The following is a 16,119-nucleotide window of genomic DNA, read 5'->3' as shown; positions in this document are numbered from 1 at the left end:
CGAGGATAAGAAATGCCAAGAGTAAAACGCGGTGTTGTTGCTAGAGCAAGACACAAAAAAGTATTAAAACAAGCAAAAGGATACTATGGGGCACGTAGCCGTATTTATCGTGTTGCTAAACAAGCGGTGATTAAAGCGGGTCAATATGCCTACCGAGATCGTCGTCAAAGAAAACGTCAATTCCGTGCTTTATGGATTGCACGTATTAATGCTGGTGCCCGTAGCTGTGGTTTATCATACAGCCGTTTTATGAATGGCCTTAAAAAAGCATCCATCGGTTTGGATAGAAAAGTATTAGCTGATCTAGCAGTGTTTGATAAAGATGCGTTTTCGCAATTAGTAGCGACTGCAAAATCTAACCTGTAGAAACAGCTTTTGGGTAATTAACATTACCCACATATTTTTTATACTGTATTGACTACAAGCTGATAGTGAGTCGTGAGGGAAAGGTCTAGAGGCCTTTCCCTTATTTATTTGGATTAAATAAAAAGATAACAACGTGGAAAATTCATTAGAAAACATTGTTAAGCAAGCGCAAAAAGAATTAGCTGATGCGTCATCTCTTTCAGTTGTTGAAGAAATTCGAGTTACTTACCTAGGTAAAAAAGGTGTATTTACGCGCCAAATGAAAACGCTGGGCAAGCTATCTGCTGAAGAAAGGCCAAAGGTTGGTGCCGTTATCAACCAAGCTAAACAAGAATTTCAAGCGCACTTAGAACAGCGTAAGGTACAACTTGAAAATGAATTATTAGCAAAGCGTTTAATAGAAGAAACTATTGATGTGACCTTGCCTGGCCGTGGCCAATCAGTGGGTGGTGTTCACCCTGTGACAAGAACGATGCGCCGTATTGAACAAATTTTTAATCGTGTTGGTTTTGATGTGGCAACTGGACCTGAAGTGGAAGATGATTTTCATAATTTTGAGGCATTGAATATTCCTTCTCATCATCCTGCACGAGCCATGCACGATACTTTTTATTTTGATGAGCATACCTTATTAAGAACACATACATCACCCGTTCAAATTAGAGTGATGGAAAATCAACAACCGCCACTTAAAGTGATAGCGCCGGGTCGTGTTTATCGTTGTGATTCAGATATTACGCACACACCCATGTTCCACCAGGTTGAAGGCTTTGTTGTAGATAAAGATATTAACTTTGCCGACTTAAAAGGTGTTATTAGTGCGTTTCTAAAGGCCTTTTTTGAAAAAGATGTCAAAGTAAGGTTTAGACCCTCCTATTTTCCATTTACAGAACCCTCTGCTGAAGTAGATATTGAATGTGTGATGTGTGAAGGTGAAGGTTGTCGTGTATGCGGGCATACCGGTTGGTTAGAGGTATTGGGCTGTGGAATGATTCACCCAGAAGTATTTCGTCATATCAATATTGATGCAGACCAATTTACCGGCTTTGCTTTTGGTATGGGTGTAGAAAGACTGACCATGCTTCGGTATAAAATCAATGACTTACGGTTATTTTTTGAAAATGATCTTAAATTCTTAAAACAGTTTAATTAAGCTTAAATAAGGACTCATAAATGTTAGTAAATGAAGCATGGCTTAAAGAGTTTGTTGACTATTCAATTCCAACGAATGAATTGACAGAAAAATTAACAATGGCTGGCTTAGAAGTAGACTCTGTAGAAGCGGCTGCGGCTGAGTTTACCGGCGTGTTAGTAGGTGAAGTATTATCAGTTCAAGCACACCCAAATGCGGATAAATTACGCCTTTGTAAAGTCTCTATTGGGCAAGAAGAGCCTTTAGATATTGTTTGTGGTGCGAGTAATGTTAGAACTTCGTTACGGATTCCTGTGGCAACTGTTGGTGCCGTCTTACCCGGTAATTTCAAAATCAAACCATCAAAGTTACGTGGTGAGCCTTCTAATGGCATGTTATGTTCCGAAGAAGAGCTTGGCCTCGCTGATTCAGCTGATGGGTTGATGGAGCTACCAAGTGATGCGCCGATTGGAACTGATATTCGGGACTATTTACAACTTGACGACACGATTATCGAAGTAGATTTAACGCCAAATCGTGCCGATTGCTTAAGCGTAGAAGGTGTTGCGCGTGAAATTTCTTGTTTTGCTAAACAGCCTGTCAAAAACAAACCAGCACCAAAAATAGAAACTTCAATAAACGACCATAAAAATGTAAACGTTGAGGCTATTATAGATTGCCCTCGTTACCTAGGTCGTGTGATTAAAGGCTTAGATCGTTCAGCGCAAACACCTATCTGGATGCAGGAAAAATTGCGTCGATGTGGTCAGCGTAGTTTAGGTCCGTTAGTGGATGTGACAAATTATGTTCTATTGGAATTAGGGCAACCGCTTCACGCATTTGATTTAGCTAAAATCGATGGTGACATTGTTGTTAGACATGCGAGAGAAAAGGAATCTCTAACGCTATTAAACGAACAACAAGTTGAGTTAGATGAGAGTGTGCTGGTTATTGCAGACCAACATAAAGCCTTGGCTTTTGCTGGTGTGATGGGTGGTGAAGCGTCAGCAGTTAATGACGAGACAACAGATATATTCTTAGAATGTGCATTTTTTAGTCCTCTGTCAATTGCGGGTAAATCTAGAAAGTTTGGCTTACATACAGATTCATCACACCGGTTTGAGCGTGGTGTAGACCCAGAGCTTTGTTACCGTGCATTAGATCGAGCGATTGAATTGTTGACCGATATTGCTGGCGGGCAAGTAGGGCCCTTAACGGACGCATCGTCAACCAAAACGCTTCCAGTTAATAAAGCAGTGCCTTTTAGGTTTCAAAGAGTGCAGCGTTTGCTGGGTATAGAACTTGATGAAAATACAGTCGAAGCATATTTTGATAGCTTGGGAATGATTGTTAATAAGACGGCAAGTGAGTGGTTCGTTACAGCACCAAGTTATCGATTTGATATTGCAATTGAAGCAGACTTGATAGAAGAGGTGGCACGCTTATATGGCTACGATAATCTGCCACAAAATGAATTAACCGTTTCGGGTACTTTAACAGCCATTGAAGAGCAGTTGCAGCCCCTAGACAGGATTAAAGACTTACTGGTTGATTTAGGCTATCAAGAAGCGGTTACATACAGTTTTACAGATGACTCGTCGCTCAAGCTGTTGACTCCTCAGGATGATGTGTACCGATTACAGAATCCAATATCGGCTGATTTGTCTGTTATGCGTACAACCTTATGGGCTGGCTTATTAAAAGCAATGGATGCAAACATTAAACGTAATGAAGAAACAATACGTTTTTTTGAAACAGGCTTAAAATTCACGGTTAAAGATGGGCAGCTAGTGCAAGAGCAAATGTTGTCTATATTAGCGACAGGACTCGCTCAGCCAGAACAGTGGGGTGAGTCATCTAGAAGCATTGATTTTTATGATGTTAAACACGATATAGAAGCTATTTTATCGTTGAATGGCAGTTTGTCAGACTACCAGTTTAAACCGGCTAAGCACGAAGCTTTACACCCGGGACAAACAGCAGAGCTGATTAATAATTCAGGGGAGCATGTTGGTTATATTGGTTTATTACACCCAGCTTTGGAAGGTGAGTTTAATATTAAGAAACCAGTGTATTTAGTAGAACTAAAACAATCTCTGATTCAGACAAAACAAATACCAGAATTTCAAGCAGTGTCAAAATATCCAGCGGTAAGACGTGACCTAGCACTCATTGTGGATGAAAAGTTCCACGTAAATGAAATGGTCGGCTATATTACTAAGCAATACACGCTTGTTAATGAGGTTATTGTGTTTGATATTTACCAAGGCAAGGGAGTAGAAACTGGTAGAAAAAGTGTTGCTTTGGGCTTGATTTTACAGGATAAATCTAAGACACTAGTTGAGCAAGATGTTGAGGAACTCATTAATGAATTGCTCGCTAATCTTAATAATTTATTTAATGCTCAGCTAAGGGAATAAAAAAATGTCATTAACGAAAGCTGATTTAACAGAGCAATTATTTGACGAGTTAGGTCTCAATAAACGAGAAGCTAAAGAGATCGTTGAGCAAATGTTTGAAGCAATAAAGGAATCGTTAGAAAAAGGTGAGCAAGTTAAAATTTCAGGATTTGGAAATTTTGAACTTAAAGACAAAGAGGCTCGACCTGGACGAAATCCAAAAACAGGCGAAGATGTATCTATTTCTGCAAGAAGGGTGGTTACTCTTAGAGCAGGTCAAAAACTTAAAGACAGAGTAGAAGCATATGCTGGAACCCAGTCATAACAATGAGTTGCCGGCGATACCGGCGAAACGTTATTTCACTATTGGTGAAGTGAGTGAGTTATGTGCTGTAAAACCCCATGTACTAAGGTATTGGGAGCAAGAGTTCTCACAACTTGAGCCGGTAAAACGCCGTGGTAATCGTCGTTATTATCAACGTAAAGATGTTGTGCTGATAAGGCAAATTCGTGGGCTGCTTTATGAGGATGGTTACACTATTGGTGGCGCTCGTTCACACCTTTCAGGTGAAAGTTCACAAAAAGACACCTCACAGACAAAAATAGAAATTCAGCAAATAAAAGCTGAATTAGAAGAAATTTTAGACATACTCAAGTAATTTTAATTCCATCGGGGCGTAGCGCAGCCTGGTAGCGCACCAGTATGGGGTACTGGTGGTCGGAGGTTCAAATCCTCTCGCCCCGACCAAATTTACTAACTTATTCAATAAGTTACGTCTATACTACAACCTTGATAATACAAGATTGTCTAACCTTTCACCTAAAATAAGTCACTTTTGCAACAGCACTAGCAAAGCCACTAAGCCACTAAGGTAATTAGCTTTTCCAGTTCCAACGTTGAAGCTTTTATTATCAGCGTGTTTCTTAGCGTAAGAGGCAGAATGTGTTCCCATGTGCCATCCATCAGCAAGTAGAGCCATTGAGCCAGATATAGTACCAACGGTAATTTCAAATGATGGTAGTAAGCCAAAATGCTATCTTTACTTTTTTATCACTATGATTATTATCAATACCGAAATCATGTGAATGATTCCACTGAATACTGTTATCGTCTTGAACTGTTGCTCCTAACTATAATTTTATTGCGTATTAATACACTGTACCCTCAGGATATTATCTAAAGTAAGCATAATATGTCTCATGCAACCATTGGTAAAAAAGTTACTAACTCGTGCCCAGAAGGTTAAAGGACTGGCATTAGCTCTAGAAAACAGATTAGAGGGAGAGCCTGACTGCATGAAAGTTTGCTTCAGATTGAGGCTATAAAAGGTGCAGTTAATGGACTAATGAAATAAGTACTGGAAGATGATTTGTGATAACTTTTGGGTGGGGAAGATATGTCACAGGAGCAGCGAACGGAAGAAGTAGAGCAGGTAACCTCAGTTTTAAAAAATTATTTGAAGTAAATCTCTTAATACCTTTTTAAAAAACCGATTGTTAATCGGTTTTTGTGCTACAATTTTATAAATTATCTTCATAGGCTTGGTTAAATAAAAAATGTTTCTTGGCGAATTGGAAAAATTAGTTCTTCAGTACCTATGGGAAATAGAATCTGCTGATGCGAAACAGGTCTTTGCCTACTTTGAGAAAAGTCGTGGTGGCACACTCAATACAATTCAGAGCACCCTAGATCGCCTGTTTAAAAAAGGATTGTTGGCGCGAGAGAAGCATGGGCACGCATTTCAATACCGTGCGGCAGTCGATCGTGACGTTTTCATTGGGCGATTAATTACTAATATTTCGAGTGACTTCGGTTCAAGTGGCGAGAATATGTTGCTCGCGGCATTTAATTCGCTGTCGAATGGGATGGATGAGAAACAATTAGATGAGCTAGAGCGGTTAATAGATGAGCGGCGTTTAAAAGCAAATTCGGATAGACAAATATGATACTAGGTGATTGGGGGCTAGCACTTAATATACTCACGATTGCTATTCTAAGCGTTTGTTTTACAGTGTTCTTAATGTCATTATTTATTAATAGGTTAGAAGGTTTATTGTTGCGGTTTGATGCCTCAAGTCGATCACTTTTACTTTGGTTTATTGTTATTTTGCCTTGGTTTGTAAGTTGTGCCTGTGTAGCTGTATTAGTATTTCCAGAATTATTTATATGGAAAACTCTACCATTCACATCGCCTTTACATTGGCATCATATTTACACCTTTCCTCTTGTGAGCTGGCATGGAGCTACTTTAGTGCTATTTAGCTTTTTATGTCTATTTTTGATGCTAACGAAGTTGCTTAAAGCCTTAAAGATTACATCGCATTTAAATCAACTCAAGGATTTTTTAAATCCGGCTACTTTGCCTAATGGGTGTGTACTCATTGAATCTCAAGAAATTAGTGCATTCACCTCGGGGTTTTTTAGGCCACAGGCTTATATTACACGTGGGCTGTGCGACCTCCTAAGTAAAGAAGAGAGTTTTATTGTTCAACAACATGAGCTTGCGCATGCTAAGTATGCGCACCCCCTTAAAAAATATATCTTTTCACTTTTTGCATTGTTTTTCCCACAGCGTGTCGAAAATAAACTGAATGATTCTTACGCACTTTCGCTTGAACAGTTAGCTGATGACACTGTGTTAAAACAGACGCTTGATGTCACTTTAATTTCAAAAACCATTCTAAGGGTTGTTCGCTTGCAAGGGGGGATCCGTGTTAATCAAAGAGAGTTTATCGCAGATTGCGCCTTCACTGCGCACCCATCGGCGCTGAGAATTAAATATTTATTAAATGATAATAAAGGCCGTTCTTTCCCATATCTATTTGTATTTATATCAACACTAACTGTTTTAGCTATTAACTCATTTTCAGTTGATTATATTCATCATTCTTTCGAACACTTATTTAGCCATTAAGGAAACATAATGCTTCTTATCCAATATAAACATGTGCCCAAAAAACCGACCTTTAATCGGTTTTTTGGGCATCGGTTATCTGTCCATGTAGGACTATTGTTTGCAATATATATAGCCGTATCCACTCCTGTATATGCGGCTGATTATTTAGAAAAGTCGCTTTCAATGCAAGAAGCGATTTCACGAAGTCTTAGCCTACATCCAGAGCTTGCAAGCATTGGTTATCGGATAAAAAGCGCAGAAGGTGATATTAAGTACGCCGCCGTTGGTCAAAAACCAGAACTGTCCCTGGCAGTAGAAGATGCTTTAGGTACCGGTGATTATTCAGGCTTAGATAATGCTCAATCTACGTTAAGTATTGGTTGGATTTTAGATGAGGGGTTATCAGGTAGTCGAGTTGGGAAATACCAAGTAAGAAAAACGCTTATAGAGATAGAGAGGGATATCAAACGATTTGATATTGCTGCACAAACTGCGCACCAATTTTCAACCGTACTTGCTCTTCAGGAAAATTTATCTATTGCTAAGAGAGCGCAGCAACATACAAAAGTGATTCTTTTCGATATTGTGAAACGTGTTAAAGCAGGAAAAGCCCCTGTTGCAGATCAACTTCGTGCGGAGGTTGATCAGGAGCGCCGCGAGCTTGAGGTCGAAGACATCACACATGAATTATTATCTGCAAAAAAAATCTTGGTATCTAAGTGGGGAGAGACTGACATAGATTTCATATCAGCAGTGGGTTCATTGGATACTTCAAGGGCATTAGTTGATTTTGCAAAGTTAGAAAAATCTATAAAAACCACACCAAAAATGCGGTACTTCTTAACGCAACAACGACTTGTTGATAGTGAGATTATTTTGGCAAAAGAAGAGGCTAAAAATAGATTACGTTTCGATGCTGGGGTCAGGCGTTATGAGCGAGAAGAGGATTACAGCCTAACGTTCGGGGTGTCGTTACCGATTGGAAAACCTAGTCGAAATCAAGGGAAAATTTCAGCATTAACTGCGGACAAAGACAGTTATCAAGCGGATGCTAATGCTACCAAAACTCAACTTCTCACTAAAATATTTGTGCTCTATGAGGAGCTGAAACACGGGCATCACATTATAGAGTCTATTGAAAACAAAATTATGCCACGCCTTGAGCGGGCATTAAAAGAAACCCAAAAGGCTTATCAAATTGGAAAATACAGCTATCAGGAGTGGTCAGTAGTTCAGCAAGAAGTACTCGATACGCAGCTAGCACTTGTTGATGCTCGTTTGAAAGCGCATAACAATATGGTTGAGCTGGAGCGCTTAACGGGGTTGTCGCTCTTAAGCCGTAAAGTAGCTCAGTAATAAATCAGGTTCTTCCGTACTACGCACTTAAAACATTAATTAATAGAGGAAAGAAATGAAGAAGAAATCACTATTGCGCCCTGTAACTTTTGGGCTTGTATTGTGGACAGTTGTAATGCTCTTAGTGACGACCTCAATATCGGCAGTTGCCGCTAAAAATACTGTAGAAGAGGCGGAGCCAGAAAAAGGCCCACATGGAGGGCGTCTATTAAAACAAGAGGGGTTTGTTATTGAACTATCTATTTTTGAAAAAGGTGTGCCGCCAGAGTTTCGTGTTTGGATAACAAATAACGAAAAAGCAGTACCCCCCGAGGCTGTTTCCTTAACCGTGGAACTCATTCGCTTAGGCGATGTTGTGGATGTAATTAATTTTAAACCACAGGGTGATTTTTTACGTGGTGATCTGGAAATTTACGAACCCCACTCTTTTGTTGTAAGGATTAATGCGAGCTATCAAGACAAGAGTTATCAATGGAAGTACGATAATTTTGAAGGACGCACGTCAATTGAGGCACAAGTCGCAAAAGCCATGAATATACAAACAGAGGTTGCAGGCCAAGCAACGCTTTCTGAGGTAATACATGTATTTGGTCGTATAGAGCCAGCACAGAATGCTCAGCGTCAAATTATGGCGCGTTTTGATGGGCAGATAAAATCGATGCCTGTGAGCCTTGGGCAACCAGTAAAAACGGGCGATGTGCTCGTTAGAGTTGAAAGTAATGAGAGTTTGAAACCCTACTCGATTACGTCGCCCATAGATGGTGTTGTTGCGATAAAAAATGCGAATGTTGGCGAACAAACTGCTGGGCGTGTCCTGTTGTCCGTTACTAATTTACAAGATTTAACGGCAGAATTTTCGGTGTTCTCATCGGATCGTGGGAAAGTTCTCCTTGGTGCTCCTGTGACCATTAGTGTAAACGGAGTTGAAAAGAACTTAATAGGAGAGGTGGTATCTTTTGGTAGCACTGTTCAAAGCAACCAATCCACGATCGTGCGTGTCTCAATAGATAATACTTCTGGCCGTTATTTACCAGGTCAATATGCGACGGGGAGTATAGAGGTGGATCGATACTCTGTTCCTTTGGCGGTTAAACGAGCCGGGCTTCAGGCCTTTCGAGATTTTACTGTTGTTTATGCCAAAGTTGGCGAGCAGTATGAAGTGAGAATGCTCGAGTTAGGGCGAGAAGCAGGGGAATGGGTTGAGGTTTTAGGTGGCTTAGATGTGGGTACTGAATACGTGACACAAAACAGCTTTATCATTAAAGCTGATATTGAAAAGTCCGGCGCGTCTCACGACCACTAACGATAACCACATTTAGGGGATTCCCATGCTCGAATATCTTATTAAGTTTTCTATTCAGCGGCGCGCCTTAATTATGGTTGCCGTTGTTGTTTTAAGCGCACTTGGTTTATGGAACTTTACGAAGTTACCTATTGATGCCGTTCCTGATATAACAAACGTTCAGGTTATGATTAATACTGAGGCTGCAGGTTATACGCCGTTAGAGGTTGAGCAGCGCGTGACCTTTCCTATCGAAACGGCTATGGCTGGGTTGCCGAACCTCCAATATACGCGTTCAGTCTCTCGTTATGGGTTATCACAAGTCACAGTTATTTTTAGCGACGAGACAGATATTTATTTCGCTCGCCAGTTAGTTGGTGAACGTTTGTCGAGTGTGAAATCTAATTTACCTCGTTTACTTGAGCCAGAACTTGGGCCTCTATCTACAGGCTTAGGTGAAATTTTTATGTTTACGGTAGATGCTGAGCCAGGTGCATTAAATCAAGATGGGTCATTGGTTTCACCTACAGACTTACGTTCCGTCCATGATTGGATTATCCGTCCGCAATTGTTGCGCGTGCCTGGTGTTGTTGAGGTTAACCCAATTGGTGGTTATAAGCGGGAGGTATTGGTCGCTATTGAGCCAGAAAAGCTTCTAGCGTTTCAACTTACACAAGCGGATGTTATTGGTGCAATTCAAAATAACAATCAAAATCGCGGTGTTGGTTTCGTCGAGCACAACGGTTCACAGTGGTTGCTACGTGTTCCTGGTCAGCGTGCAAAGGTGGCGGAGTTAGGTGAATTACTAATACGCAGTGATAACGGTATTCCTATTAGGATAAAAGATGTAGCTAGCATCGAAGAAGGCAAGGAGCTGCGAACAGGCGCCGCGACGCAAAATGGTAGAGAAGTTGTCATGAGTACAGTGTTTATGTTGATGGGTGAAAACAGTCGCACAGTGGCTGAAGCCGTTGCTAAAAAACTCGAGGAAATTAAGAAAGGCCTGCCGGAAGGTATTTCGGCTACAGCCGTATACGACCGTACAGGGTTAGTTGATAAAACACTAAAAACCGTGCAAACAAACTTACTTGAAGGGGCATTGCTAGTTATTGTTATTTTATTTTTTCTGCTGGGTAATGTTCGAGCTGCTTTACTTACTGCAGCTGTTATCCCCATTGCTATGTTAATGACAATAACAGGTATGGTACACGCAGGTGTAAGCGCAAATTTAATGAGCTTAGGTGCATTGGATTTTGGGTTGCTTGTAGACGGTGCGATCATTATTGTTGAAAACTGCTTACGTCGATTAAGTCATGCTTCATCTGATAATAAGAGGATGGCTATCGGGGAGCGTTTTGATATTGTATTTAATGCTACTGGCGAAGTTATTCGCCCTGCCTTATTTGGTGTGTTTATTATTACAGCAGTTTATTTGCCAATATTCGCACTAAGCGGTGTTGAGGGAAAAATGTTTCACCCTATGGCATTAACGGTGGTGATTGCACTGGGGTGCGCAATTGTGCTTTCAATTACGTTCGTTCCCGCCTGTGTAGCATTATTTTTTCGCAAGCCTATTGAAGAGAAAGACAGTGCAATTATTCGAGTTACACGATCAGTATATGAGCCTTTATTAACACTAGCGCTAAAGGCTCGCTGGTTAGTTGTTGGGTGTGCTGTGGTTTTAGTGTTGGCTTCTGCTTTACAGGCAACGCGGCTAGGTAGTGAGTTTGTTCCGAATCTAGATGAGGGCGATATTGCTATGCATGCGTTACGCATACCAGGTACCTCTTTAACTCAATCAATAGAATTACAAAAAGTGCTAGAAGAAAAGATTACAGAACTGCCCGAAGTTGCTCGCATTTTTTCGAAAATAGGCACGCCTGATGTAGCCACGGACCCGATGCCGCCGAGTGTCGCCGATACATTTATTATGCTAAAACCGAGAGGTGAATGGCCGGATCCGAATAAGATGAAATCACAAGTAGTAGAAGAATTAGCTGCATTGGTTGAGCCCATACCTGGTAATCGCTACGAATTTCTTCAGCCTATTCAAATGCGCTTTAATGAATTGCTATCAGGTGTACGGGCAGAGCTAGCCATTAAGGTATATGGTGATGACTTTGAACAGCTGCAGGCTTTGGGGGGTGAGATTGAGAGGGCTATTGCGAAAGTAGAGGGTATTGCCGATATTCAAATGGAAAAAATTACAGGCTTACCTATCATGACCATGCAACCAAAGCTAGATGTACTTGCACAATACGGGGTATCACTAAGTGATTTACAAGATCAGTTGGCCATTGCATTGGGCGGTGAAGTTGCCGGGCAGTTTTATGAAGGTGATCGGCGGAGCGATATTGTTGTACGTCTACCTGAGCAGCGTCGTACTGATATTGATCGTTTACGGTACTTACCCATTCATCTGTCCAGTACGGAAGCGGTGCCCCTACAGGAGCTTGCAACATTAGAGTTAGTGGAGGGATTCAATCAGGTAAATCGTGAAAATGGAAAACGACGAATAGTTGTTACAGCTAATGTACGGGGGCGTGATTTGGGATCATTTGTTTTAGATGTCCAGTCAGCCATTAATGAATCAGTGGAAGTGCCTTCAGGTTATTGGGTGGAGTATGGTGGTACTTATCAAAAGCTTCAGTCTGCATCGAAACGTTTAACATTGGTTGTACCTATTACATTGATCATGATTATTGGCTTGTTGTTTCTAGCTTTAGGTTCCTTTAAAGATGCCATGATTATTTTTACTGGCGTACCTTTAGCACTAACGGGTGGTGTTTTATTTCTTGTAATGCGTGATATTCCATTTTCTATCTCGGCCGCAGTAGGCTTTATTGCTTTGTCTGGTATTGCTATCCTCAATGGCTTGGTCATGGTGTCATTCATTCGAGAGTTAATACAGGAAGGGTTTACTGTAGAAAAAGCGGTGATTGAAGGTGCATTAACACGTTTGCGACCAGTTATAACCACAGCACTTGTGGCTTCTCTTGGCTTTGTTCCTATGGCGTTAAATACGGGGATTGGTTCAGAGGTGCAGCGACCTTTAGCGACGGTTGTTATCGGTGGCATAATATCCTCGACTTTACTTACTCTGTTTGTATTACCGGTGCTTTATCGCTTATTACATAAAGATGTACCGTTAACGGAAAACGTTTAGATTTAAAATATTCACGTGGTTATCAATATTGATAACCACGTGAAAAAATCGTGTTAGATTTTTTAGTCGTTGTGTTCAATTCGCAATGTAATTACACTATTTGAAATGCTTTTTTCATAAAACAAATAAACGTACGCAATTGCTGTGGTTAGTTTTTCTTTCCATTGCATTACTATGTAGCCAAGGAATGAAGCTTCGTTTGCATGGCATTGATAAACCACATCATGCTCATCAATCAATTCCCGCAGAACACGAGCATATAACGCTATCTAACTTAGACTCTTTAAATGCTCTGTCTCACTAGACCACTAGGACCAGAAGGTTGCTAAATTGATCTGAGCCAAAATGGTTTCTTGAAAAATCTTACAAGCAAAGTGCCTGTACTGGCTTTCTTGGTTTTTATAACATTATTACTTCGTAAGAGGCAGAGGGTGTGCAAAGCCCGTTAAGCAACTTATAGACACTGCAACAGTGTTAGCATATCTAGCTAACTAATTGTCGGTACAAATGAGGAAGCGGGTTGTAGTTGAAGTGTCTTATCATGTGCTTAAGTTTTTTGATACAGCCAAATTCTTTTTAATATCAACTGCTAAATAAGTTATCTACGATTGTAGGTCTGATTTTTAGTTAAGCATGAACGTGGTTAGACCATTTTAGTTGGTACTTAACAAATTCAAATAATTATGGCTATAAGATGCTAGTTATTAAGACTGGTGCTCTAAGTGGTTCGTTATTCCTCTGTAGTTACGTTATTGGGCTTTTTGGCTAGGAAAGCCTTTATTAAGAATATCAGGTAGTCTATTTGCAAGGGCCATTAATAGTATTCCCACCACAGAGGCAGGAGGATAGGTTAGTTGTAGCGCAATAAATTTTATACAGGACTTGAACTGTGTTGTGTCACAATGTTATTAGATTTATTGTCTTTTTGGTTAAAAAGAGGTGGGTCTTAGGCAATAGAGACTGTTCACTAAACAACAGTAGGGTAGATAAATGGATTTGAAAGGAAAAGCAGCGATAATAACCGGTTCAACATCGGGAATTGGTTTAGGCATTGCGCAGGGGTTTGCAGCGCAAGGCATTAATATTATGTTGAATGGGTTTGGTGATTCGGTTGAGATTGAAAAAGAACGGCAGGCGATTGAAAACCAAGGGGTTAAGTGTATCTATAATGATGCTGATATGACCCAACCGGATGAAATAACAGCCATGGTCGAAGAGGCTGTGAAGGTTTTTGGTTCTATTGACATTGTTGTTAATAATGCGGGAATTCAGCACGTTGCACCCGTTGAAGAATTTTCGCCTGAGAAGTGGGATAGCATTATAGCGATCAATATGTCCTCAAGTTTTCATACCGTACGTGCCGCTATTCCGCATATGAAAAGACAAGGTTGGGGGCGAATTATTAATATAGCATCGGCACATGGACTTATTGCATCGCCTTTTAAATCGGCATACGTTACCGCTAAGCATGGTGTGTTGGGGTTTACAAAAACAATTGCCTTAGAAGTGGCGGAAGACAATATTACTTGTAATGCTATTTGCCCGGGTTACGTATTAACTCCATTAGTTGAAAAACAAATTCCGGATACGGCTAAGGCTCGTGGTATTAGTGAGGAAGAAGTAAAACGAGACGTTATTTTATCGGCACAATGGACTAAGAAATTTGTGACTGTTGAGGAGTTAGCAGGGACGTCTTTATTTTTGTGTTCGGAACACGCTGAGAATATTACAGGTACACATATATCCGTCGATGGTGGTTGGACGGCTGGCTAAGTCACTCTATTGAGGTAATAAGGTGAATACTAGAGATATTTTAAGTTTACTTTCGATGCCGCTTGCATCGCCGAATTACCCAAAGGGCCGTATCGTTTTATTGATCGCGAGTATTTGATTATTACGTATGAGTCAGGCCCTGCTTGTTTGCAACTCATTCCACATGTAAAGGCACCCGTAACTGATCTGCCTGTTAAACAAGTTATTGGGCATGTAGATCTAACACTACCATATGGACGTGTAATACATGACTACATGGGCTCTAAATAATCTATTAACCGAGGAATTCCATGACGGAAAAAAGCAGTAAAGTAGAAAAGACAATCAACCTTGCGCTTCAGGGCGGGGGAGCACACGGTGCATTTACTTGGGGTGTGTTAGATAAACTATTAGAAGATGGTCGTATTGGCATTGATGGCATCTGTGCAACCAGTGCCGGAACGATGAATGCCTGCGTGTTAGCGTCAGGGATGCAGCAAGGCGGTCCTGAGAAAGCGCGTGAGAGTTTGCATAATTTTTGGTGGCGCATTTCAGAGGAAGGTAAAGCCTTCAAGCCAATGAAAAAATGGGCTCTAGATAAATATATGCCATGGAAAGTGCCTGATGCATTGAATTTTATGGTTACAGACTTCATGTCGCGGATCTTTTCACCGCATCAACTTAACCCATTTGATATAAACCCTCTGCGTGATGTATTGGCCGATACGGTCGATTTTGAAGCGCTAAATAATAGCAGTGACATTAAATTGTTTATCAGTACAACGCATGTCCATAGTGGCAGAGTACGGGTATTCAATACCAAAGATGTCACATTAGATGTAGCTATGGCATCCGCTTGTCTACCATTGATATATAAAGCGGTGTCGATAGACGATGAAGACTATTGGGACGGTGGTTATGTTGGAAACCCTGCCTTGTTTCCTCTGTTCTATAAAACGGATAGCAGAGATTTGTTGATTGTGCATATTAACCCCATCAACCGTTTTAGCACGCCTACAACATCGGCGGAAATTGTTAGCCGCATTAATGAAATTAGCTTTAACTCATCACTATTATCAGAAATGCGTGCGATAGCCTTCGTGAAAAAATTACTCGAACACGATATGCTCAAAGATGAGCATAAAGGCAATTTTAAGGATATTCTCGTACATTCTATTCGGGCAGATGAGGCATTAAAAGACTTGTCACTGAGCAGTAAGTACAGTTCAGATTGGGACTTTCTAACCTCTCTGCGTGATAAAGGTAGAGCAGAAATGTCTTCTTGGTTGGAACAAAATTTCGATGCAATAGGCGTTAATGACTCTGTGGATTTGCATAAGACCTTTCTCAATTCGAATACAAAAATATTTGAAGATGAAAATGGTCGGCATAGACACGAGAACAAGTAAGAAAGCATTAATTCATTACTACGGAAGCTTCCAAGACAAGCTGAGCAAGTAACATGCTAAAAAGCTAATCAGCGTTTTGCATGCCCCCAATGCTCGTTACTCCCTTTGTGAAACTTTGTAGTGGCCGGTTTTTTGGTGGGGATTTTTTTGCAGTGCCTTTAACTGATCAGTTGGGCCTTGTAATAACGAGGTGTTTTTCCTGTCTTGTCTGGAGAAGTCGTGGGTGTACGAAGAGTATCGAGATCGGTTTATTAATCTTTATATTGAATAGCTTTAAGAAAGCCCGTTCCGGTATGCAAGAAGGTAGTAGAAGCGGTTATCAGAGCAATGCTTTTATGGTGAGCCTCAAGTTAACGACAG

The 16,119-nt window shown here is 40.7% G+C and carries 12 protein-coding genes and 1 tRNA gene; all 13 read left to right on the top strand.

The genetic code is table 11. The features are described from left to right. Positions 1–12: 12 nt before the first annotated feature. Positions 13–366 (top strand): 50S ribosomal protein L20, encoded by a 354-nt coding sequence (gene rplT, locus CPC19_RS08805; protein WP_015005585.1) that lies wholly within the window; start codon positions 13–15, stop codon positions 364–366. 133 nt (positions 367–499) lie between these two features. Continuing rightward, the gene (gene pheS, locus CPC19_RS08800) at positions 500–1,519 is read left to right on the top strand and encodes a phenylalanine--tRNA ligase subunit alpha (RefSeq protein WP_015005586.1); all 1,020 of its coding nucleotides are present in this window, start codon (positions 500–502) and stop codon (positions 1,517–1,519) included. 20 nt (positions 1,520–1,539) lie between these two features. Then, positions 1,540–3,918, top strand: a complete 2,379-nt coding sequence (gene pheT, locus CPC19_RS08795) for a phenylalanine--tRNA ligase subunit beta (RefSeq protein ID WP_016389609.1) — start codon at positions 1,540–1,542, stop codon at positions 3,916–3,918. Positions 3,919–3,922: 4 nt separating this feature from the next. Continuing rightward, complete coding sequence (locus tag CPC19_RS08790; RefSeq protein ID WP_015005588.1) at positions 3,923–4,222, top strand: integration host factor subunit alpha; 300 nt, start codon at positions 3,923–3,925, stop codon at positions 4,220–4,222. Continuing rightward, positions 4,203–4,556 (top strand): MerR family transcriptional regulator, encoded by a 354-nt coding sequence (locus CPC19_RS08785; RefSeq protein ID WP_015005589.1) that lies wholly within the window; start codon positions 4,203–4,205, stop codon positions 4,554–4,556. The genes CPC19_RS08790 and CPC19_RS08785 overlap by 20 nt, the downstream gene beginning before the upstream one ends. A gap of 12 nt (positions 4,557–4,568) precedes the next feature. Further along, a tRNA-Pro gene (locus CPC19_RS08780) sits at positions 4,569–4,645 on the top strand. A gap of 809 nt (positions 4,646–5,454) precedes the next feature. Further along, positions 5,455–5,844: a BlaI/MecI/CopY family transcriptional regulator gene (locus CPC19_RS08765; protein ID WP_016389607.1), complete on the top strand. Its 390-nt coding sequence runs from the start codon at positions 5,455–5,457 to the stop codon at positions 5,842–5,844. Between the two features lie 74 nt (positions 5,845–5,918). Then, positions 5,919–6,812 (top strand): M56 family metallopeptidase, encoded by an 894-nt coding sequence (locus CPC19_RS08760; RefSeq protein WP_162789640.1) that lies wholly within the window; start codon positions 5,919–5,921, stop codon positions 6,810–6,812. A 9-nt stretch (positions 6,813–6,821) separates the two neighbouring features. Then, entirely contained in the window at positions 6,822–8,150 is a 1,329-nt protein-coding gene (locus tag CPC19_RS08755; protein WP_016389605.1) for a TolC family protein, read from the top strand. A 55-nt stretch (positions 8,151–8,205) separates the two neighbouring features. Further along, positions 8,206–9,453 carry an efflux RND transporter periplasmic adaptor subunit gene (locus CPC19_RS08750; protein ID WP_016389604.1) on the top strand — a complete coding sequence of 416 codons (1,248 nt, stop codon included), beginning with the start codon at positions 8,206–8,208 and terminating at the stop codon, positions 9,451–9,453. A 25-nt stretch (positions 9,454–9,478) separates the two neighbouring features. Then, positions 9,479–12,598, top strand: a complete 3,120-nt coding sequence (locus CPC19_RS08745) for an efflux RND transporter permease subunit (protein WP_016389602.1) — start codon at positions 9,479–9,481, stop codon at positions 12,596–12,598. A gap of 990 nt (positions 12,599–13,588) precedes the next feature. Next, complete coding sequence (locus CPC19_RS08740; RefSeq protein WP_015005590.1) at positions 13,589–14,371, top strand: 3-hydroxybutyrate dehydrogenase; 783 nt, start codon at positions 13,589–13,591, stop codon at positions 14,369–14,371. 290 nt (positions 14,372–14,661) lie between these two features. After that, positions 14,662–15,759, top strand: a complete 1,098-nt coding sequence (locus CPC19_RS08730) for a patatin-like phospholipase family protein (RefSeq protein WP_016389601.1) — start codon at positions 14,662–14,664, stop codon at positions 15,757–15,759. Positions 15,760–16,119 lie beyond the last annotated feature (360 nt).

Source organism: Cycloclasticus sp. PY97N, assembly GCF_002443175.1.
Lineage (GTDB): Bacteria > Pseudomonadota > Gammaproteobacteria > Methylococcales > Cycloclasticaceae > Cycloclasticus > Cycloclasticus pugetii.
Note: the sequence above shows the minus strand (reverse complement) of the source record. Positions and strands in the feature narration are given on the sequence as shown.